General features: G+C 41.1%; 25 protein-coding genes. 24 read left to right on the forward strand and 1 reads right to left on the reverse strand.

Annotated features, from left to right (window positions below):
- Positions 1-46 precede the first annotated feature (46 nt).
- The 5 genes from ACTJJQ_RS06070 to fni all read left to right on the forward strand — a co-directional run bounded on the left by ACTJJQ_RS06070 (position 47) and on the right by fni (position 4,147).
- A complete protein-coding gene (locus ACTJJQ_RS06070) occupies positions 47-694 on the forward strand; it encodes a flagellar brake protein (protein ID WP_007500975.1) in 648 nt (215 codons plus the stop codon).
- A 64-nt stretch (positions 695-758) separates the two neighbouring features.
- Positions 759-941, forward strand: a complete 183-nt coding sequence (locus tag ACTJJQ_RS06075; RefSeq protein ID WP_008344514.1) for a YpfB family protein — start codon at positions 759-761, stop codon at positions 939-941.
- A gap of 71 nt (positions 942-1,012) precedes the next feature.
- Positions 1,013-1,690, forward strand: coding sequence for a (d)CMP kinase (cmk, locus tag ACTJJQ_RS06080; protein WP_017359766.1), 678 nt, complete (start codon positions 1,013-1,015; stop codon positions 1,688-1,690).
- A 223-nt stretch (positions 1,691-1,913) separates the two neighbouring features.
- Positions 1,914-3,065, forward strand: a complete 1,152-nt coding sequence (gene rpsA / locus ACTJJQ_RS06085; RefSeq protein ID WP_008344519.1) for a 30S ribosomal protein S1 — start codon at positions 1,914-1,916, stop codon at positions 3,063-3,065.
- A gap of 14 nt (positions 3,066-3,079) precedes the next feature.
- On the forward strand, positions 3,080-4,147 hold the full coding sequence (gene fni / locus ACTJJQ_RS06090; RefSeq protein ID WP_008344521.1) for a type 2 isopentenyl-diphosphate Delta-isomerase: 1,068 nt from the start codon (positions 3,080-3,082) through the stop codon (positions 4,145-4,147).
- 175 nt (positions 4,148-4,322) lie between these two features.
- Here the strand turns inward: fni and ACTJJQ_RS06095 are convergent, their stop codons facing one another.
- Complete coding sequence (locus tag ACTJJQ_RS06095) at positions 4,323-4,454, reverse strand: YpzI family protein (protein WP_008344525.1); 132 nt, start codon at positions 4,452-4,454, stop codon at positions 4,323-4,325.
- A 127-nt stretch (positions 4,455-4,581) separates the two neighbouring features.
- On the opposite strand from ACTJJQ_RS06095, the gene ACTJJQ_RS06100 reads away from it, so the two are divergent.
- From ACTJJQ_RS06100 to aroH, 19 genes are all read left to right on the forward strand, one after another.
- Positions 4,582-5,175 (forward strand): YphA family membrane protein, encoded by a 594-nt coding sequence (locus ACTJJQ_RS06100; RefSeq protein ID WP_440600070.1) that lies wholly within the window; start codon positions 4,582-4,584, stop codon positions 5,173-5,175.
- Positions 5,172-6,056: a YIEGIA family protein gene (locus tag ACTJJQ_RS06105; protein WP_007500964.1), complete on the forward strand. Its 885-nt coding sequence runs from the start codon at positions 5,172-5,174 to the stop codon at positions 6,054-6,056. The genes ACTJJQ_RS06100 and ACTJJQ_RS06105 overlap by 4 nt, the downstream gene beginning before the upstream one ends.
- Positions 6,057-6,062: 6 nt before the next feature.
- The gene (locus ACTJJQ_RS06110; RefSeq protein WP_008344527.1) at positions 6,063-6,257 is read left to right on the forward strand and encodes a capping complex subunit for YIEGIA; all 195 of its coding nucleotides are present in this window, start codon (positions 6,063-6,065) and stop codon (positions 6,255-6,257) included.
- 159 nt (positions 6,258-6,416) lie between these two features.
- Complete coding sequence (gene der / locus ACTJJQ_RS06115; RefSeq protein WP_008344528.1) at positions 6,417-7,727, forward strand: ribosome biogenesis GTPase Der; 1,311 nt, start codon at positions 6,417-6,419, stop codon at positions 7,725-7,727.
- A gap of 14 nt (positions 7,728-7,741) precedes the next feature.
- Positions 7,742-8,779 (forward strand): NAD(P)H-dependent glycerol-3-phosphate dehydrogenase, encoded by a 1,038-nt coding sequence (locus ACTJJQ_RS06120; protein ID WP_008344529.1) that lies wholly within the window; start codon positions 7,742-7,744, stop codon positions 8,777-8,779.
- Between the two features lie 266 nt (positions 8,780-9,045).
- Complete coding sequence (locus tag ACTJJQ_RS06125) at positions 9,046-9,249, forward strand: DUF2768 domain-containing protein (protein WP_024718503.1); 204 nt, start codon at positions 9,046-9,048, stop codon at positions 9,247-9,249.
- Positions 9,250-9,267: 18 nt separating this feature from the next.
- Positions 9,268-9,993 carry a hypothetical protein gene (locus tag ACTJJQ_RS06130; RefSeq protein WP_007500961.1) on the forward strand — a complete coding sequence of 242 codons (726 nt, stop codon included), beginning with the start codon at positions 9,268-9,270 and terminating at the stop codon, positions 9,991-9,993.
- Between the two features lie 205 nt (positions 9,994-10,198).
- Positions 10,199-11,677: a stage IV sporulation protein A gene (gene spoIVA, locus ACTJJQ_RS06135; protein WP_008344534.1), complete on the forward strand. Its 1,479-nt coding sequence runs from the start codon at positions 10,199-10,201 to the stop codon at positions 11,675-11,677.
- Positions 11,678-12,050: 373 nt separating this feature from the next.
- Entirely contained in the window at positions 12,051-12,329 is a 279-nt protein-coding gene (gene hbs / locus ACTJJQ_RS06140; protein WP_003215863.1) for a non-specific DNA-binding protein Hbs, read from the forward strand.
- 190 nt (positions 12,330-12,519) lie between these two features.
- Positions 12,520-13,089, forward strand: a complete 570-nt coding sequence (folE, locus tag ACTJJQ_RS06145) for a GTP cyclohydrolase I FolE (protein ID WP_003215789.1) — start codon at positions 12,520-12,522, stop codon at positions 13,087-13,089.
- Positions 13,090-13,112: 23 nt separating this feature from the next.
- Positions 13,113-13,343 (forward strand): trp RNA-binding attenuation protein MtrB, encoded by a 231-nt coding sequence (gene mtrB, locus ACTJJQ_RS06150; RefSeq protein ID WP_008344541.1) that lies wholly within the window; start codon positions 13,113-13,115, stop codon positions 13,341-13,343.
- Positions 13,344-13,458: 115 nt separating this feature from the next.
- Positions 13,459-14,226 carry a heptaprenyl diphosphate synthase component 1 gene (locus tag ACTJJQ_RS06155; RefSeq protein ID WP_024718505.1) on the forward strand — a complete coding sequence of 256 codons (768 nt, stop codon included), beginning with the start codon at positions 13,459-13,461 and terminating at the stop codon, positions 14,224-14,226.
- A 3-nt stretch (positions 14,227-14,229) separates the two neighbouring features.
- The gene (locus tag ACTJJQ_RS06160; RefSeq protein ID WP_440600024.1) at positions 14,230-14,934 is read left to right on the forward strand and encodes a demethylmenaquinone methyltransferase; all 705 of its coding nucleotides are present in this window, start codon (positions 14,230-14,232) and stop codon (positions 14,932-14,934) included.
- 24 nt (positions 14,935-14,958) lie between these two features.
- Complete coding sequence (gene hepT / locus ACTJJQ_RS06165) at positions 14,959-15,921, forward strand: heptaprenyl diphosphate synthase component II (protein ID WP_007500951.1); 963 nt, start codon at positions 14,959-14,961, stop codon at positions 15,919-15,921.
- Between the two features lie 129 nt (positions 15,922-16,050).
- Positions 16,051-16,497, forward strand: a complete 447-nt coding sequence (gene ndk, locus ACTJJQ_RS06170; protein WP_003216015.1) for a nucleoside-diphosphate kinase — start codon at positions 16,051-16,053, stop codon at positions 16,495-16,497.
- Positions 16,498-16,641: 144 nt separating this feature from the next.
- A complete protein-coding gene (locus ACTJJQ_RS06175) occupies positions 16,642-17,418 on the forward strand; it encodes a CheR family methyltransferase (RefSeq protein WP_008344547.1) in 777 nt (258 codons plus the stop codon).
- A gap of 76 nt (positions 17,419-17,494) precedes the next feature.
- Positions 17,495-18,667, forward strand: coding sequence for a chorismate synthase (aroC, locus tag ACTJJQ_RS06180; protein ID WP_007500947.1), 1,173 nt, complete (start codon positions 17,495-17,497; stop codon positions 18,665-18,667).
- A complete protein-coding gene (aroB, locus tag ACTJJQ_RS06185; RefSeq protein WP_440600025.1) occupies positions 18,667-19,758 on the forward strand; it encodes a 3-dehydroquinate synthase in 1,092 nt (363 codons plus the stop codon). Before aroC ends, aroB begins: the two co-directional genes overlap by 1 nt.
- Entirely contained in the window at positions 19,755-20,138 is a 384-nt protein-coding gene (gene aroH, locus ACTJJQ_RS06190) for a chorismate mutase (protein WP_008344549.1), read from the forward strand. Before aroB ends, aroH begins: the two co-directional genes overlap by 4 nt.
- Positions 20,139-20,242: the final 104 nt, after the last annotated feature.

Here is a 20,242-nt window from a genome sequence, read left to right on the forward strand (position 1 = left end):
AATATAAGAGAGGATACGATTTCACAGATGAAAAGAGTGATGAGGAATGTTACAAATAGGGGATGCAATCACAATTGAGTATGTCAATGAGAACAAAGAAGTGAAAACTGCAAAATCGAAAGTTTTGGAAAATAATAACGATGATATTTGCATTAATTATCCAGCTGATAAAGAAACGGGGCGCACGATCTATTTAAATCAAGAAACAGAAATCACCGTCTTCTTTTTCGATGAAAATCAAATTCCATACAAATGTACAAGCAAAGTCATTGGGAAAAGAAAAGAAGATATCCCGATGATTGTCGTTTCGATTCCGCCAAAAGAAGAAATGATTCGGCTTCAGCGAAGAGAATATCTTCGAGTGGATACGATGGTGAAAGCGTCCATTACGCAAAATGGTGAAGAAACCTTCGACACATTTATTGTCAATATGAGTGCTGGCGGTGTAGCAATTGCTGTTCCAGAAGGTGTCTCACTAAAAGAATATGGCGAGGTCGTCACAGAGTTTGAACTTTCACTTAAAGAACCAGTGAAAATTAAAGCGATTGCAGAAATGAATCGTGTTTATCAAGATGAACAGACGGGGAAAACAAGAGCGATCATGGAATTTACTGAAATCACAAACGACCACCAGCAACACATCATGAAGTATTGTTTCCAGCAGCAGCTTCTAACACGTGTGAAAAAAGTATAAGAATAAAGGTTGTCAAAAGCTTCCATACTAGAGAGAAAGAATCTAGCGTTGGAGGCTTTTTTGTATGAAAACAATGGAAAGATGGCTATTCAAAGCAGTGCTCATTCAGCTCATTCTGCTTTTGGCGGTTCAGGTCACCCTTCACTTGACGAAAGGAGAACTATTTTTGTCAAAAGTCGTACAATACGAGGGTGTGAATAACATGAGCATTGAAGATTGGATTGAGACATTTAAGCAAAAGGATTGATAGAAAATTCCCCCGTTTGAGCGGTGATCGTGTTACAATTCATAAGGGAGATTCAATCAAGGAGAGGTATTATGAAAAAGAAATTATCTATCGCAATTGACGGTCCTGCTGCAGCAGGAAAAAGCACTGTGGCAAAAATTGTCGCAGCGAAAAAATCATATATTTATATCGATACAGGTGCGATGTACCGCGCAATTACACTTGCAGCACTCAATCAAGGCGTAGACCTTGAAGACGAACAGGCACTTGATGCGTTATTGAAAAACACAGTTATTGAACTTGTGTCAACTGACGAAGGTCAAAAAGTGCATTTAGACACGATCGATGTCACAGAAGACATCAGAACAGACCGCGTAAGTAATCAAGTCTCTGTTGTTGCAAAGCATCGAGCTGTCCGGGAAGAAATGGTCCGCAGGCAGCAAGAGCTGGGGAACCGAGGCGGTGTCGTCATGGATGGAAGAGACATCGGCACGCATGTTCTTCCAGATGCAGAAGTGAAAATTTTCTTACTTGCGTCAGTAGAGGAAAGAGCAAAACGCCGTTTTGAAGAAAATCAGAAAAAAGGCTATGATGTCAATTACGATCAGCTGATCGAAGAGATTGCAAGACGTGACAAGCTTGATTCAGAGCGGGAGGTATCACCGCTGAAGAAAGCAGATGACGCCATTGAAATTGACACGACTTCTCTTTCTATTCAAGAGGTTGCAGGTAAAATTTTAGATGCAGCAGAGCGTGTAGAAAAACAGTAAGAAATTTTAGAAAACTTTTATAAGTTAGAGGTTTATCTCTTGACAAACAAGGTCTTTTATTAGAAGTTTATACTAATACTATTTTTATTGATCATTCAAGCAATTCTGTTGATTTGAATGTTTCTATAATACATATTCGGCTGGCAATCATCATGCTAAGGACACATATTCACCCAGTCGTTTTAACTAAGCTGTGTAGGTTTGGACCAAGGAGGTTATCGAAATGACAGAGGAAATGAATCAAATCGATGTTCAGGTACCAGAGGTTGGAGATGTAGTGAAAGGGATTGTTTCTAAAGTTGAGGACAAGCATGTCAATGTAGATATCGTCAATGTGAAACAACCTGGGATCATCCCAATCAGTGAATTATCAAGTCTTCACGTTGAAAAAGCATCAGATGTCGTGAAAGATGGCGACGAGTTAGAGCTTAAAGTAACAAAGGTCGAAGACGATGCTTTGATTTTATCGAAACGTGCTGTTGATGCAGACCGCGCTTGGGAAGACCTAGAGAAAAAGTTTGAAACAAAAGAAGTATTTGAAGCAGAAGTAAAAGACGTTGTCAAAGGTGGTCTAGTGGTCGACATTGGTGTTCGCGGATTTATTCCTGCGTCTCTTGTTGAGGCACACTATGTAGAAGACTTCACTGACTATAAAGGAAAAACACTCTCGCTTGTTGTGGTAGAGCTTGACCGCGAAAAAAACCGCGTGATTCTATCGCATCGTGCAGTCGTTGAGCAAGAACAATTAGACAAGAAGCAAGACTTCCTGCAAAAGCTTGCAGTAGGCAGTGTGATTGATGGAAAAGTGCAGCGCCTGACTGACTTTGGTGCATTTGTTGACATTGGCGGCATTGATGGATTAGTTCACATTTCTCAACTATCCCATGCGCATGTCGAAAAGCCATCTGACGTTGTTGAAGAAGGACAGGAAGTGAAAGTCAAAGTTCTTGCTGTTGACCGCGATAACGAACGTATCTCACTATCTATTAAAGAAACATTACCAGGACCTTGGAGCCAAATTGGTGAAAAGGTAAAACAAGGTGATGTTCTTGAAGGAACCGTTCAACGTCTTGTGAGCTTTGGTGCATTTGTTGAAATTCTGCCAGGTGTAGAAGGACTTGTGCATATTTCCCAAATTTCACACAAACATATTGGTACTCCTCAAGAAGTCCTTGAAGAAGGGCAGACTGTGAAAGTGAAAGTGCTTGATGTCAATGAAGATGAAGAGCGCATTTCACTTAGCATTCGTGAATTAGAAGAGAATCCTGAAAAACAAATTGAAGAGGATTACCGTCAATATCAGGCGAAAGAAGAAAATACAAGCGGATTCCAGCTTGGTGACCTGATTGGTGATAAACTCAATAAACTAAAATAATTTGGTGATCAAAATTGACGCGAGCAGAAAGAAAGAAACAGCATATTGAGCATGCTTTGTCGACTGGCCAGCATGCAGCAACAGGTTTACAAGATGTTTCCTTCGTTCACGCCAGTTTACCAGATCTTGCGACATCACAAATTGATACACATACGACAATTGGCGGACTGACTTTCGGTTCGCCAATTTTTATCAATGCAATGACTGGTGGAGGCGGAGAATCGACCTATGAGATTAATCGCTCTTTATCTATCGCAGCGAAGGAAACCAATATTCCAGTAGCAGTCGGATCACAAATGGCTGCACTGAAAGATGCAGACGAACGTCGTACGTATGAAGTGGTTCGAAAGGTGAATCCGGATGGACTCGTTTTTGCCAATTTAGGCAGTGAGGCGACAATTCAGCAAGCACGGGATGCCGTTGACATGCTGGAGGCAAACATGCTCCAAATTCACTTAAACGTGATTCAAGAGATCGTCATGCCTGAAGGAGATCGTGATTTCAGAGGTGCTGTTGAGCGGATCGCAGCCATCACTGAATCAATTGAGGTACCTGTTGTCGTCAAAGAAGTTGGATTTGGGATGAATAAGGAAACAGCAAAGAAATTATTTGATGCTGGAGTTGCTGCTGTTGATGTAGGCGGATTTGGGGGAACGAATTTTTCTAAAATCGAGAACCTGCGCCGTCAAAAAGCACTTCGTTATTTTGACCAGTGGGGAATTCCAACTGCAGCGAGTCTGGCTGAAGTACATACAGCCTTTCCAGATCAAACCGTCCTAGCTTCTGGAGGCATTCAAGATGCACTTGATGTGACAAAATCAATTGCTCTTGGTGCGTCTGCCGCTGGATTAGCCGGCTTTTTCTTAAAATCCCTGACGAGTGGAGGAGAAAAGGGCCTCATCTCTGATATCATTGATCTACAAGATGATGTGAAGATGTTGATGACAGTACTTGGCATGAAGACAATTGAGGAGCTACGGCAAGCTCCGATTGTGCTTACAGGGGAAACAAGTCATTGGCTGAAAGAAAGAGGCGTGGATACTACGTACTATAGTTTAAGAAATAAGAAGACAAAGGACTAAATGAAATTTTAGCCCTTTGTCTTCTTTTCAGCGTGAAAGAAAACCTTTGCAGTCTATGAAAGACAGCTACTTTTGCGGAGCGAATTTGACATTCGTGAGCACCAGCGCGCAGGACTGACATCGAATGCGAGGGTTTGTCTACACGCTGAGACATGTGATGATCACATGTCTTTTTTTATTGATTTCTTTTGCGAGCGTCTTCCGGGCCTTCTAAAGTTGTTGCCCCTTTGTGATGAATGGATTGATCACGGTCAGATTCAACTCTTCTTGATGCCTTTAGGCGTTTTTCCTGTCTATCCTTACCCATCATACATCCCTCCTCAACTATTAGGGTGTCACCTCTTGTTTATTTCATGCAAATCCCGCACCTTCTCATACGTTTAAAAACTGGAGATTTTCCCATAATGTAATTGAGGTGATGAGGGTTGGAGGCATTGTACTATTATTGGTCAATATGGTTCGTTTGGATTATGGTGACATTTATCATGGAGAAAAGCACGTGGCGCAATGTGCTGGGCGTATGTGTTCTCATTCATATTATATGCAGTCATGTCATGGTTTCTATTTTAGACATTAGGATCAATGCAGGATTTTTGATGACCTTTTTATATGCTTGCATGTCATTCGTGATCTTTCGGCCTGCTCATCGAATTATGCGAATCATGCAATTAGGTTCCATGGTCAGTGCGTATGCCTTTTTTATGATTTTTGCATTATATGATCCAGTTTGGTTCACGATAATAAAGGTGGACTGGGTTGTATTTGCCTTGCTGATCTTGATGTGTTTAACATATGGGCATCATTTAACGGAACGGATCACTTTATGGATGATGGCTATATGTCTGGGGGAAGCCCTTTATGCGCTTACGATTCATCGCCTCACATCTTCCATTGTCATAGGAGATCTCTCGTTTCTTTCCATGGCTGTTCAAGGAGCTGTCTTTCTATTAGGTGTAGGTCAGCTTGAAAAACTCTTGAACACCCGTTCATCTAGAAAACCAGTAAAAGGGGCTGCAAAATCAACATGACGGATTACACGTTTCCTGTGATTATTGGTGTCATCTTTGGGATGGCGGCTAGGCTTTATATGCTAAGAACTGATTATCGGCAATATCCCACATATATTCATGGACAAGTGATTCACATTGCGCTAGGTTTTATCGCATCAGGCCTTGGTGCTATTATTATGCCTGCACTGATCCAGGAAGAATTCACTGCCATTACCTTTCTGACGCTTGCAGCCACGCAATTTCGTGATGTGCGTAATATGGAAAGAAATACATTGACCCAAATGGATTCGTATGAGCTTGTCTCACGAGGCAGTACATATATCGAGGGCATTGCGATCGCCTTTGAAAGTCGAAATTATATTGCCATTCTTACTGCCCTAATTACAACGACCGCCTGTATTTTCTTTTCGCTCGTCGTTGGGACCGTGGTCGGTATTCTTTGTTTTTTCATGGCAAAACTATTAATGTCAGGGAGCCAATTAAAGGATATCGTGAATATTCAAAAAGGGGAACTTCGTTTTGACGGCGCAGGACTTTACGTAAATGATATTTACATTATGAATATCGGGCTGCCTGAAAAGCAAAAATTGATTTTAGAGCATGGAATGGGGTTCATCTTGACTCCGAAGAATTTTAACTCGGCCACAACCATCGCAAACCTTGGGCAGCGGCAAGCCATCTTATTTGATTTATCCAACGTGCTTGGTGTATACCGAGATTCTGGTGAACCATCGCTTTGTCCGCTCGCAAAACGTGATCTGAATAATGGCACACTTGGCGTATTCATTTTACCGCAATGGCAGCGTGAAGATTTGGCTGTCCGTGTATTAGAAGAGGTGCCTATTTTAGAAAATGCCATTAGAATGCCGACAGATTTCATTAAAAAGAAAGTGAGGTAATAGGGCATGGCGAACACCATTGAACAATTTATATTGGCTGTGGCGACAACAAATAAAGAGCGGGTCATTGGCGGAACAGCCGTTTTTTTCTGTGAAAATAAAGAAGAGCTCGACATGTATGCCATGAATTTAGAGGCCATTTTAGATGGAATTGCACACGGCATTGGAGAAGATCTTTACTTGATCGTCAAACATTTTTAAGTTATTCATTGTGGTCTGATTAAAAATTGATATAATATATAAGTTGAACCCTTCATGTTTGAAGGGTTTATTTCATAAAACTGAATGAAAATTATAAATCCCGGTTGAAACATGATGATGAACATATTGAATCGCGGCTGGATTGAAAGGAAGGGTACTATGGGTAAACCTGTCGTAGCCATTGTTGGAAGGCCCAACGTTGGAAAATCTACAATTTTTAATCGAATCGCAGGCGAAAGAATATCGATTGTAGAAGACACACCTGGTGTAACAAGAGATCGAATCTATAGCTCTGCTGAATGGTTAAATTATGACTTTAATTTAATAGATACTGGTGGAATTGATATTGGAGATGAGCCGTTTTTGGCGCAAATTCGCCATCAGGCTGAAATCGCAATGGATGAAGCGGATGTTATTATCTTTATGGTCAATGGAAGAGATGGCGTCACATCTGCGGATGAAGAAGTCGCAAAAATTTTATATCGCACGAAAAAACCTGTCGTACTTGCTGTCAATAAATTGGACAACCCTGAAATGAGAAGCGACGTGTATGACTTTTATGCACTTGGATTTGGCGAACCGTATCCGATTTCTGGAACGCACGGACTCGGTCTAGGTGATCTGCTTGATGCTGTCGCAGAGCATTTCAAAAACTTACCAGATACACAGTATGATGAAGAAGTGGTCCAGTTCTGCTTAATCGGCCGCCCAAATGTAGGGAAATCCTCTTTGGTGAATGCGATGCTCGGTGAAGAACGTGTCATTGTCAGCAACATTGCTGGTACAACAAGAGACGCTGTAGATACAATGTTTACGTACAACCAACGTGACTTTGTCATTGTGGACACAGCAGGTATGAGGAAAAAAGGGAAAGTATATGAAACAACAGAGAAATACAGTGTACTCCGTGCGTTGAAAGCCATTGATCGATCGGATGTTGTCGCTGTTGTTCTTGATGGTGAAGAAGGCATTATTGAACAGGATAAACGTATTGCCGGCTACGCACACGAAGCGGGTAAAGCCGTTGTGATCATTGTGAACAAGTGGGATGCTGTTGAAAAAGACGAGCGTACAATGAAGGAATTTGAGCAAAACATTCGTGAGCATTTTCAATTCCTTGATTATGCACCTGTCTTATTCATGTCTGCTCTTACGAAAAAGAGAATTCACACGTTAATGCCAACAATTATTACCGCTAGTGAAAATCATGCGATGCGCGTTCAAACGAACATTCTAAACGATATTATCATGGATGCTGTAGCGATGAACCCAACGCCGACCCATAACGGACAGCGTCTGAAAATTTACTATGCAACACAAGTGGCGATCAAACCGCCGTCCTTTGTTGTGTTTGTAAATGATCCAGAACTTATGCACTTTTCTTATGAGCGTTTCCTAGAAAACCGAATTCGAGATGCATTTGGTTTTGAAGGAACACCAATTAAAATATTTGCGAGAGCGAGAAAATAAAAAGGGTGAGCAGGATGAAGAAAATTTCAGTACTTGGAGCAGGGAGCTGGGGAACAGCTCTTGCGCTTGTATTAGCTGATAATCATCATGATGTACACATGTGGGGACATAGACAAGAATTAATTGATCAAATCAATGAGAAACATGAAAATCATGATTACTTGCCTAATGTTGCATTGCCAGCATCTATTCAAGCGACAACAGATATGAAACAGGCACTAGAAGGGACAGATGCGATTATTGTCGCTGTGCCAACAAAGGCCATTCGAGAAGTATTGAAACAGGCAAATGAGTTCATTACGTCAAAGGTGCCATTTGTTCATGTCAGTAAAGGAATTGAACCAGATACGCTTCTTAGAATTTCTCAAATGATTGAACAAGAAGTCCCAGAAGCAAAAAGAGAAGCAGTTGTTGTCCTGTCAGGACCAAGTCACGCTGAAGAAGTTGGCTTGCGTCATCCGACAACTGTTACAGTTTCATCAGAACATATTGAAGCGGCTCAATTTGTTCAAGATTTGTTTATGAACAACAACTTCAGAGTGTACACAAACCCTGATGTGATTGGGGTGGAAATTGGCGGGGCGCTGAAAAACATCATCGCTCTTGCGGCAGGGATCACAGACGGACTCGGATATGGCGATAATGCGAAAGCAGCGCTCATCACAAGGGGTCTTGCTGAAATCGCCCGCCTCGGCACAAAAATGGGAGGAAACCCTCTTACGTTTGCCGGGTTAACAGGTGTTGGAGATTTGATTGTCACATGTACAAGTGTTCATTCACGTAACTGGCGCTGCGGGAATTTACTCGGTAAAGGATATAAGCTCGAAGAAGTGCTTGAAAAAATGGGGATGGTTGTCGAAGGCGTCCGCACAACAAAAGGCGCTTATCAGCTCTCCAAAGAATACAAGGTCAGTATGCCGATTACAGAGGCTCTTTACGGCGTCCTATTTGAAGGGAAAAAGGTAGACGATGCTGTAGAATCCTTAATGGCACGTGTGAAAACACATGAGATGGAAGACCTTGTGAACATGTTCGAAAACCAAACAAAGTAATTGGAAGACTGAACTTAGGCGTGTAGAGGATGCAAGAAGGGGAAGACTTGCATAACATAACAATGAAGTTTGAATAGAGCTTTGCCTCTACAGAATGAGGAAAAATAGTCGACCTAATGACTGAAGCAGAGTCCCCCTCTTTGCTTCAGTTTTTTTATTCACTTTTTTCTGAATGATTGGAAAAATGATTGATATTTTACTTAATTTTGGTTTAGAATGAAATATAAACGCTTACAATTCGTTTATATTAAAGGGGGACAGGCACGATGAGTTTTGCTTTAATCAAGATGTGGTTTGCGCTTGGTTCAATGGGGCTCATGTTTTTAGCCGTTGTAACCATTTATCTGAGTAGGTTTAAGCTGAAGAGCCGATTTCTGAAAATAACAGCTTCGACTGTTGCGTACAGCTTAATGCTCATATCAGGTATCATTGTGTTTTTAGTTGTAGTTAGCGGGCCGGTCAATGAATAAAGAAAAAGGAAGAATGTGATGATCAAAGCAAAAATCAGTGTCATGCTGTTAACACTTATTTTACTTACGGGGTGCCTCTATCCAGAGAATCGCAAAGCTGAAAACCGCGTGCCATATAAAGAGCAGCTGCAAAGTGTGCAGACAGCGATTGAAGATTTTCAAAAAGCGACAAATGGCCTTTTACCGATTGAAACAAAAGAAGGCGACACACCGATTTATCAGAAGTATGTCATTGACTTTAAGCGTCTGTCACCAAGATATTTACACGATGTACCGTCGACATCTTTTGAAGGCGGGGGCGAATATATCTATGTCCTCACAGACGTCGAACAAAACCCAACGGTGAAACTGCTTGATGTCAAAATGACACAAACGATCAGTGAATTACGTCTAAGGATCAAAATATATCAAGATGAACATACATATCCGCCATATGGCAAAGTAGTATCCAAAGATTTATATACGTTAAATGAAAAAAAACTAGGGTTAAAAGCACCGCCTACAGTGACGAGCCCTGTCACGGGTGAATCACTTCCATTACTGATTTCCTCAAATGGCGAAATCTATGTTGACTATCGCAGTGATTTTGCCCAGATTTTGAAAAATACGAAACAAAAGCTGAAACCAGGTGAAAATATTCAAGATGTCTATTGGCAGGAAACCCCGTTTGTACCAGCGTTTTCTGTTCCATATACGATCAACAAAAAAGGTGAGCCGGCTTTTTTAGAAAAAAAGACGTCATAAACAAGAATGAACCTTTCTCCTCTGCATATAAATGAGGAGAAAGGTTTTTTTATGGCTAAACATACTCTCAAAACAAAAAAGGTGTCATATTCAAATAGGACAACGTCATACACATATATTGTCCTGACACCTTTCAAGCACCGTTTGATTGAAGTATAGAGTATTTTATTTGAAAACGAGGATAGCAAGTCCGGGAGGGGATCACTTGGAAAAAGTCGATATTTTCAAGGATATCGCTGAACGAACAGGAGGCGATATATATTTAGGAGTCGTTGGAGCTGTTCGTACAGGGAAATCTACGTTTATTAAAAAGTTTATGGAGCTCGTGGTGCTCCCGAATATCAATAATGAGGCAGACCGTGCAAGAGCACAGGATGAATTGCCGCAAAGCGCAGCAGGAAAAACCATTATGACCACAGAGCCAAAATTTGTGCCAAATCAAGCGGCATCCATTCACGTGAGTGACGGCCTGGATGTCAACATTAGGCTTGTCGATTGTGTAGGCTACACCGTGCCTGGTGCACGCGGGTATGAAGATGAAAATGGTCCGAGAATGATTAATACGCCGTGGTATGAAGAGCCAATCCCGTTTCATGAAGCAGCGGAAATTGGTACACGCAAGGTCATTCAAGAGCATTCAACCATTGGTGTTGTGATTACAACAGATGGATCAATTGGGGAAATCCCAAGACATGACTATATTGAATCAGAAGAACGTGTCATTGACGAACTCAAAGAAGTTGGAAAGCCGTTTATTATGGTGATCAACTCTGTGAGACCTTATCACCCTGAAACAGAAGCACTGCGGCAGGAACTTAGTCAAAAATATGATATTCCTGTACTCGCGATGAGTGTCGAAAGTATGAGAGAACAAGACGTCCTCAGTGTACTTCGTGAAGCATTATATGAATTCCCAGTGCTTGAGGTGAATGTGAACCTGCCAAGCTGGGTCATGGTACTAAAAGAAGATCATTGGCTAAGAGAGAGTTATCAGGATTCAGTGAAAGAAACCGTCAAGGATATTAAGAGATTAAGAGATGTTGACCGAGTGGTAGGTCAGTTCAGTGAATTCGATTTTATCGAAAGAGCGGGCTTAGCAGGCATTGAAATGGGTCAAGGGATCGCAGAAATTGATCTGTATGCGCCGGATGATCTATATGATCATATCCTAAAAGAAGTGGTTGGTGTGGAAATTAGGGGCAAAGATCACCTTCTTGAGCTCATGCAAGATTTTGCACATGCGAAAACGGAGTATGATCAAGTGTCTGACGCTTTAAAAATGGTGAAGCAGACTGGTTATGGAATTGCGGCACCAGCTTTGTCGGATATGAGTTTAGATGAGCCGGAAATCATTAGGCAAGGATCAAGATTCGGCGTCAGATTAAAAGCAGTCGCACCATCTATTCATATGATTAAGGTAGATGTAGAAAGTGAGTTTGCGCCGATTATCGGAACAGAAAAACAAAGTGAAGAGCTCGTCCGATACTTAATGCAAGACTTTGAGGATGATCCGCTTTCTATCTGGAATTCCGATATATTTGGACGCTCACTCAGCTCGCTTGTCAGAGAAGGCATTCAAGCAAAACTCTCGCTGATGCCGGAAAATGCAAGGTATAAACTAAAGGAAACGCTTGAACGAATTATTAACGAAGGATCAGGCGGTCTGATCGCGATTATTCTATAGGATGTGAGACCTCTCATTGATGGGGGTCTTTTTTTGCGTGCAGGTGAAGTCATAAAAAGACAATTGTATAAAGATTAGTCAGATTCAGGCTGAAATTAGGAATATTCGTTCGCAAAAGTGCCCTTAATCCTTGACGAATAAGGATTCTTCCCTTTAAAATGCTTGATATGGTATTTCATATGTGTTAATCTACTTACAGAAAATCTTCACTTTGTTGGACAAACATTCCTTCAAAGAGAAGTTTTCTAATGAAAAGCCATGTATGACGCTTTCTAGACGCTCTTTTTTTCAAAAAAAGTGTATAGAAAGAAGATGAATTGTGAAGAAATGATAACAATCTATGAATGCATATTTTTGGGAGGAGGTGAAAGGCATGAACAAGACAGAACTTATTAACGCGGTTGCTGAAGCAAGCGAGTTATCTAAAAAAGACGCGACAAAAGCAGTTGATTCTGTTTTTGATACAATTTTAGATGCACTTAAAAATGGTGACAAAATCCAACTTATTGGTTTTGGTAACTTTGAAGTACGTGAGCGTTCAGCTCGTAAAGGACGTAACCCACAAACTGGTGCAGAGATCGAAATCCCTGCAAGCAAAGTACCTGCTTTCAAACCAGGTAAAGCACTTAAAGACGCGGTGGCAGGTAAATAATCGTTATGTGTAATGATCCTATTGAAGGAGTTATACATATACAGTTTCACACTGGTCTAGAAAAGCCCCTTTGATAAGGGGCTTTTCCTTTTGAATCAAATGGTTTGTTTAGAACGCTCTCCTTTGCTTTTAGGATCTGAAGTGTGCTAGAATCTGAATGAAATGTAATCGCCTTTGGAGGATATAATACATGAGTGAAATAAATAAAGAATTAATCGAACACGCGGTACGCGATATATTAAAAGCAATCGGAGAAGATCCAGATCGTGAAGGACTTCTTGATACCCCAAAACGAGTAGCAAAAATGTATGAAGAAGTGTTCTCGGGATTAAATGAAGATCCAAAAGAACATTTTAAAACCATTTTTGGTGAAGATCATGAAGAACTTGTTCTTGTCAAAGATATTGCTTTTCATTCAATGTGTGAACACCATCTTGTGCCATTCTATGGCAAAGCCCATGTCGCTTATATTCCGCGCGGCGGAAAAGTAACGGGACTCAGCAAGCTGGCGAGAGCAGTAGAAGCCGTGGCAAAGCGCCCGCAGCTTCAGGAGCGCATTACATCAACGATTGCAGATAGTATGGTGGAAACTTTAAATCCACATGGTGTGATGATTGTCGTTGAAGCAGAGCATATGTGTATGACGATGCGCGGAGTGAAGAAGCCCGGCGCTAAAACAGTCACTTCAGCCGTACGCGGTACATTTGCAAATGATGCGGCAGCAAGAGCAGAAGTGCTTTCATTTATTAAAAACGACTAATCCATAGATGGAAGGTGAACAGATTGAGTGAAAATAAAGCATCTGATTTTGTGGTGATTAAAGCCATTGATAATGGTGTCAATGTGATCGGCTTAACTAGAGGTTCCGATACAAGATTTCACCATTCCGAAAAGCTCGATAAAGGTGAAGTCATTATCGCACAATTTACTGAGCACACATCAGCCATCAAAGTGCGGGGCGATGCTGTCATTCAAACAAGCTTCGGTGAAATTCAAAGCGAAGCAAAGAAATAACGCACGACTATGCACTTGATAGCATGAAAGTCAGGCCTGATATGGTATAATAAATCTCTATACAATGTAGAGAGCTACATATGAAACTGTAATTTTTGGGACAAGGGTGATATCTTTGCAAGACATCTACGGAATTTTATCTAATCTGAATATAAAATTAAACAAAAAGCTTTCTCATCCTTATTTGGCGAAGCATTTGCGTGCGCCGCTCATCGATGAAGATAAGCTCCTTCTTTTTCATGCAATGTTTGATGAAGCTCAAATCGATGCTGAGAAAAAAGAAAATTATATTTTAACGGCGATGCTTGTGCAAATTGCCCTTGATACCCATGACGAAGTCACAACTGCTGCAGCCATCAAACAAGACGAGTTCAAAAATCGTCAGTTGACCATCCTAGCAGGAGACTATTTCAGCGGTCTCTATTACTCTCTTCTCTCTGACATGAAAGATATTTACATGATCCGTACTCTTGCCACGGCGATCAAAGAGATTAATGAACATAAAATTAGACTATATGATCGATCCATTCAAGATGCAGCCCACTTTTATAAAAGTGTTGCTACAGTAGAATCTGCGCTATTCCAAAGAATTTCTGAGCACTTTCAATTGACGCATTGGAATGAAATTGCAAGTCGCTTCCTTGTTTATAAACGTTTTATGAAACAAGCAGAAGACGACAAACATTTAAAACTTTTTTTGAACGATAGCTATACGGACGCCTATACATGTTTTGACAACTTTGAAAGTGAAGGCTATGAAAAGGCCAAACGATCAATAAAGGAGCATCTAGTTTCATCTCCGATCGTTCAAAAAGAGCTATTAAATCGCTTGGATCATATGAAAAATGAACCTGCGTACCATCAGAAAGTGGAAGAAGGGTAAGTCATGCAGCAATCAAAAGAACAGCGAGTACACGGTGTATTTGAAAAAATTTATAAAAACTATGACCAAATGAACTCTGTCATTAGCTTTAAACAGCATAAAAAATGGCGCGATAAAACAATGAAGCTCATGAATGTTCAAAAAGGAGCCAAAGCACTAGATGTATGCTGCGGAACTGCCGATTGGACGATTGCGCTGGCAGATGCTGTTGGAGAAACAGGCGAGGTCAAAGGCCTTGACTTTAGTAAAAATATGCTGAGTGTTGGCGAAACGAAGGTGAAAACAGGCGGCTACAATCAAATTGAGCTGCTCCACGGCAATGCAATGGAGCTTCCTTTTGAGAACAACTCATTTGATTATGTCACAATCGGTTTTGGCCTTCGAAATGTCCCTGATTACTTAACAGTGCTAAAGGAAATGACACGAGTGGTAAAACCCGGTGGAATGGTTGTCTGCCTTGAAACATCACAGCCTGAGATGATTGGGTTTAAACAAGGGTATTATGTCTATTTCAAATACATCATGCCGCTCTTTGGCAAGCTGTTTGCCAAAAGCTATCAGGAGTATTCATGGCTTCAAGAATCAGCCAAAACGTTCCCTGGCATGAAAGAACTGGCGTCTCTTTTTGAAGAGGCCGGTCTGTCTGATGTCACGTATCATCCATTTACAGGCGGTGTAGCAGCAACACATATCGGAAAGAAGCTTTGAATAAACGATATTTGGGTGAAAATAATGAAACTAAAAGCAATGATTTCTTTTCTAAATCATGATATCGATATAATTGAAAAAGAGCTTGAACAAACCGTTCGCTCTGATTATGCATTATTAAGTGAAGCCGGTCTTCATTTGCTGCAAGCGGGCGGAAAACGAATCCGCCCCGTTTTTGTTCTCCTTTCAGGCATGTTTGGTGACTATGATATTAATAAAATTAAATATGTAGCCGTAGCGCTTGAATTAATCCACATGGCATCACTTGTCCATGACGATGTCATTGATGATGCAGAACTGAGAAGAGGAAAACCGACGATTAAAGCAAAATGGGACAACAGAATTGCGATGTACACGGGGGATTACTTATTTGCAAGATCACTCGAGTACATGACGAAAATCAATCACCCAATGGCACATGAAATTTTGTCAAAAATGGTCGTCGAGCTCTGTCTTGGGGAAATAGAACAAGTCAAAGATAAATACAACATGGACCAAAACCTTCGTACATATTTAAGAAGAATTAAACGAAAAACAGCCTTGCTTATTGCAGGTAGCTGCCAATTAGGTGCGATTGCAGCTGGAACAGATGAAAAAACACATAAAGCCCTTTACTGGTTTGGGTACTATGTTGGTATGTCGTACCAGATCATTGATGATGTCCTTGATTTTACATCAACTGAAGAAGAATTAGGCAAACCTGTTGGCGGGGACCTTTTACAAGGAAATGTCACTCTTCCCGTTTTATACGCGCTTCAGAACCCGACGTTAGAAGGTCAGTTGAAGCTGATCAATAGTGAAACGACGGAAAAGCAGCTGAAACCTGTGATTGAACATCTCAAACAAACAGATGCGATCGACCGTTCCATTCGAGTGAGTGAAATGTATTTGAAAAAAGCATTTGAACAGCTCGATCAACTTCCGCGCGGGCGGGCTAAATCTTCATTAGCGTCGATTGCAAAATATATAGGTAAACGAAAATTCTGATCAACGTTTCGTTGATTGGTTTTTTTGTGAAATTTTTTGTCAAAAATTGATTATTATAAAAAAAAATGATACGATCACTTTGTAACAATGTAAGCCTATACATACATAACGACGGGGTGGAAAACGTATATGGACAAAACATTTCTTATGGTCAAACCTGATGGTGTGGAAAGACAATTAATCGGTGAAATTGTGTCAAGATTCGAAAAAAAGGGGCTTCAGCTTGTTGGAGCAAAGCTCATGAGCATTCCAAAAGAAGTAGCAGAAACACATTACGGAGAGCATAAAGAAAAACCATTTTTCGGTGAATTGGTTGACTTTATTACGTCAGGACCTGTATTTGCGATGGTATGGCAAGGTGAACAAGTCGTAGACGTAACAAGGCAGATAATTGGAAAGACAAATCCGAAGGAAGCGCTTCCAGGAACAATAAGAGGCGACTATGGATTAACTGTTGGCAAAAACATTATCCATGGCTCAGACTCACCAGAAAGTGCCGAAAGAGAAATCAACCTTTTCTTCAAACAAGAAGAACTGACAAACTGGGATCAAACGATCTCAAGCTGGATTTATTAATGTTCAAGCCAAAGTGTTCATCAAATGATCACTTTGGCTTTTTTATATTGAGATTTCTATACGATTTTTCGCATGAGATGATACAAATTTATGATAAAAACAGCTATACTAGGACAAAGATAGATGAGACAGGAGAGGACATTGATGGATCAGTATCAAGTATTTGTTGGAAAATGGAAAAAGTTAACTGGGGTAGATCTGAATTTATATAAAGAAGCACAAATGAAACGAAGATTAACATCTCTTTATGATAAAAAAGGATATAAAGATTTTGAGGCATTTGCGTCTGCTCTTGAAAAGGACAAAGCGCTATTAGATGAAACGATGGATCGAATGACGATCAATGTGTCAGAATTTTACCGAAACTATCAGCGCTGGGAAGTACTTGATCAAAAAATCCTGCCGCTGCTTTCAAAAAACAGCGGCACCCTAAAAATATGGAGTGCAGCTTGCTCTACTGGAGAAGAACCGTATACACTCTCAATGCTGCTATCAAGCCATCCGCTTGTGAAGGACTTCCAAATTATTGCAACGGATATAGATGATAAAGTCCTGCAATCTGCGCAAAAAGGAAGATATCATGAACGATCTTTGCAAGAGGTGCCAGATCAAATCAAGCAAAAATATTTCACCAAAGAAGATTCTTCATTTTACACGGTGAAGGATGAGATTCGAAAGCACATTCAATTTAAGAAACACAACCTTTTAGCAGATCCATATGAAAAACAGCTGGATCTCATCGTGTGCCGAAATGTCCTCATCTACTTTACAGAAGAGGCGAAAGAAGAAATTTACTTAAAAATGAGCAGCAGTTTAAAGCAAAACGGCGTATTATTTGTTGGTTCTACAGAACAAATTTTTCACCCAGAAAAGTTTGGACTAACCTCTGCTGATACTTTCTTTTATCAAAAGAAGGGGTAGTAGCTGACTTTTTAGTAGGAAGTGTGTTATCATAGTTTTACTTAAAAGCGTTAATGCGATGAAGGGAGAATAAGTCATGAGGTACTTAACAGCAGGTGAATCACATGGTCCACAACTGACCACAATTATTGAAGGAGTTCCAGCGGGACTTTACATAGAGCAGGATGACATCAATTATGAACTGGCTAGAAGACAAAAAGGTCATGGCCGCGGAAGAAGAATGCAGATTGAAAAAGACCAAGCGAAAGTGTTAAGTGGTGTCCGCCACGGGAAAACATTAGGTTCTCCTATTGCACTTGTTGTTGAAAATAATGATTGGAAGCACTGGACAAAGGTCATGGGTGCAGAGCCAATTACTGAAGAAGAAGAGAGTGAAATGAAGCGTCAAATCTCTCGTCCAAGACCAGGGCATGCGGATTTAAATGGTGCGATTAAATATGGTCACCGTGATATGAGAAACGTATTAGAGCGCTCATCAGCACGCGAGACAACGGTTCGTGTAGCAGCAGGTGCAGTAGCGAAACAAATTTTGGCTCACCTTGGAATCAAAGTGGCTGGTCACGTCCTTGAAATTGGTGGAGTAAAAGCTTCCCATACCGCTTATGAATCTATTGAAGATTTGCAAAAAGTAACAGAAGAATCACCTGTTCGCTGCTATGACAGTGAAGCTGGTCAAAAAATGATGGATGCCATTGACGAAGCGAAGAAAAACGGCGATTCAATTGGTGGTATTGTCGAAGTCATCGTTGAAGGGATGCCAGTTGGAGTCGGCAGCTACGTGCACTATGACCGCAAACTGGATAGCAAGCTTGCGGGCGCAGTACTGAGTATCAATGCTTTTAAAGGAGTTGAATTCGGTATTGGCTTTGAGGCGGCTTCTAAAAATGGCAGTGAAGTTCATGATGAAATCATCTGGGATGAAGAAAAAGGCTATACGAGAAAAACAAATCGCTTAGGTGGTCTTGAAGGCGGAATGTCAACTGGCATGCCAATCGTCGTAAGAGGGGTTATGAAACCAATCCCAACCTTATACAAACCATTGCAAAGCGTGGATATTGAGACAAAAGAACCTTTCTCTGCAAGTATTGAGCGTTCTGACAGCTGTGCTGTACCAGCCGCAAGTGTTGTGGCAGAAGCAGTCGTTGCATGGGAAATCGCCAATGCAGTGGTTGAGCAGTTTGGTCTTGATCAAATTGACCGCATTAAAGAAAATGTGGACAAAATGCGCCAGCTTCAGAGGGAGTTTTAATGAAAACACTGGAAGTGAAGACGTCTTCAGCCACTTATCCTGTATATATCGGTGATGGGATTAGACAAAATATCGTAGACTTGATTACTTCCACTGGGCGATCCTACACGAAGCTCTTTATCGTGACAGATTCAGCCGTCGATGCCCTTTATGGAGATGAAATGGTTCAATTACTTAAACAGAAATGGTCTGTACAAAAAGTAGTGGTGCCAAACGGAGAACAATCAAAATCTTTTGAGCAGTTTGAGCAGATTCATACGAAAGCCATCCAATTTCAACTCGACCGCTCCTCATGCATCATTGCATTAGGAGGCGGGGTGATTGGAGACTTGGCTGGCTTTGCTGCTGCCACTTATATGAGAGGCATTGATTTTATTCAAGTACCGACCACGCTGCTTGCACATGATAGTGCAGTCGGCGGAAAAACCGGAATCAATCATCCGCTCGGCAAAAATTTAATTGGTGCGTTTCATCAACCGGCTGCTGTCATCTATGATACAAGTATGCTAGAGACACTCTCACCAATAGAGCTGAGATCAGGCTTTGCAGAAGTGATAAAACATGCACTGATTTCAAGTGAAGTCTTTTTATCAGAACTGATGTCCATTCGTTCGTTGACAGAATTATCAAGGGATGAACTGGCACATATGCTTTATCAAGGGATTCAAGTGAAAGCATCCATTGTTCAAGAAGATGAAAAAGAACAAGGTGTGCGGGCATACTTGAATTTAGGTCATACACTAGGGCATGCCATTGAAGCGGAGTATGGATACGGTGCGATCACGCATGGAGATGCCATTGCAATTGGCATGCAGTTTGCTTTATATGTCAGTGAAAAAGAGCAAGGACTCAGCCTAGATCGTGAGAAACTTAAATTGTGGATGAAAGAACTAGGGTTCCCAGTACAAGTCACACAAACGATTTCAACCAAAACATTTGTCGATCGCATGATTGGTGATAAGAAGGCAAGAGGCGGGAGTGTTCAGTTTGTTTTGCTAAAACAAGTTGGAGACGTCACCCTGCAATCTTTCACAAAAGATGAGCTGTATCACTGGCTCGAAGAATGGAAACGGGAGGAGGGCTGTCTATGATGTTTCGCGGGATACGCGGGGCTACAACTGTGACAGAAGATACAGAAACAGAAGTGTTAACCAAAACGAAGCAGCTGCTAGAAGCGATCATTTCAAAAAATCAAGTAGATCCAGAGCGTGTCGTGCAGATCTTGATTTCAGCTACACAAGATATTCACTCTGTTTTTCCAGCAAAAGCACTCAGGCAGTTTGAAGGATGGACCTATGTGCCTGTCACTTGTATGCAAGAGCTTGACATTGATGGAGGTCTAAAGAAGTGTATTCGCGTTTTAATGACCGTTCAGACAGATGTCAAGCAGGAAGACATCCAGCACGTATACTTGGAAGAGGCTGTCACGCTTCGGCCTGATTTACAGTTGACAAAAAACAAGGAATTATAATACGATATGAACAGCCGAAGTTTACACACAGGTGTGAACGGCATTGCAAGCTTAGAGAAGATGAGAATGAGACTAGGGTAGTTGAGATGAGTAGAGTTGAGCAG

Origin of the sequence: Bacillus sp. 22483, assembly GCF_052044605.1 — a bacterium.
GTDB classification, from domain to species: domain Bacteria; phylum Bacillota; class Bacilli; order Bacillales; family Bacillaceae; genus Bacillus; species Bacillus altitudinis.

Coding starts and splice junctions, on each gene's coding strand:
- ACTJJQ_RS06070 (WP_007500975.1), top strand. CDS start 47: ATGTTACAAATAGGGGATGCAATCACAATTGAGTATGTCAATGAGAAC.
- ACTJJQ_RS06075 (WP_008344514.1), top strand. CDS start 759: ATGAAAACAATGGAAAGATGGCTATTCAAAGCAGTGCTCATTCAGCTC.
- cmk (WP_017359766.1), top strand. CDS start 1,013: ATGAAAAAGAAATTATCTATCGCAATTGACGGTCCTGCTGCAGCAGGA.
- rpsA (WP_008344519.1), top strand. CDS start 1,914: ATGACAGAGGAAATGAATCAAATCGATGTTCAGGTACCAGAGGTTGGA.
- ACTJJQ_RS06095 (WP_008344525.1), bottom strand. CDS start 4,454: ATGGGTAAGGATAGACAGGAAAAACGCCTAAAGGCATCAAGAAGAGTT.
- ACTJJQ_RS06105 (WP_007500964.1), top strand. CDS start 5,172: ATGACGGATTACACGTTTCCTGTGATTATTGGTGTCATCTTTGGGATG.
- ACTJJQ_RS06110 (WP_008344527.1), top strand. CDS start 6,063: ATGGCGAACACCATTGAACAATTTATATTGGCTGTGGCGACAACAAAT.
- der (WP_008344528.1), top strand. CDS start 6,417: ATGGGTAAACCTGTCGTAGCCATTGTTGGAAGGCCCAACGTTGGAAAA.
- ACTJJQ_RS06120 (WP_008344529.1), top strand. CDS start 7,742: ATGAAGAAAATTTCAGTACTTGGAGCAGGGAGCTGGGGAACAGCTCTT.
- ACTJJQ_RS06125 (WP_024718503.1), top strand. CDS start 9,046: ATGAGTTTTGCTTTAATCAAGATGTGGTTTGCGCTTGGTTCAATGGGG.
- ACTJJQ_RS06130 (WP_007500961.1), top strand. CDS start 9,268: ATGATCAAAGCAAAAATCAGTGTCATGCTGTTAACACTTATTTTACTT.
- hbs (WP_003215863.1), top strand. CDS start 12,051: ATGAACAAGACAGAACTTATTAACGCGGTTGCTGAAGCAAGCGAGTTA.
- folE (WP_003215789.1), top strand. CDS start 12,520: ATGAGTGAAATAAATAAAGAATTAATCGAACACGCGGTACGCGATATA.
- ACTJJQ_RS06160 (WP_440600024.1), top strand. CDS start 14,230: ATGCAGCAATCAAAAGAACAGCGAGTACACGGTGTATTTGAAAAAATT.
- hepT (WP_007500951.1), top strand. CDS start 14,959: ATGAAACTAAAAGCAATGATTTCTTTTCTAAATCATGATATCGATATA.
- ndk (WP_003216015.1), top strand. CDS start 16,051: ATGGACAAAACATTTCTTATGGTCAAACCTGATGGTGTGGAAAGACAA.
- ACTJJQ_RS06175 (WP_008344547.1), top strand. CDS start 16,642: ATGGATCAGTATCAAGTATTTGTTGGAAAATGGAAAAAGTTAACTGGG.
- aroC (WP_007500947.1), top strand. CDS start 17,495: ATGAGGTACTTAACAGCAGGTGAATCACATGGTCCACAACTGACCACA.
- aroB (WP_440600025.1), top strand. CDS start 18,667: ATGAAAACACTGGAAGTGAAGACGTCTTCAGCCACTTATCCTGTATAT.
- aroH (WP_008344549.1), top strand. CDS start 19,755: ATGATGTTTCGCGGGATACGCGGGGCTACAACTGTGACAGAAGATACA.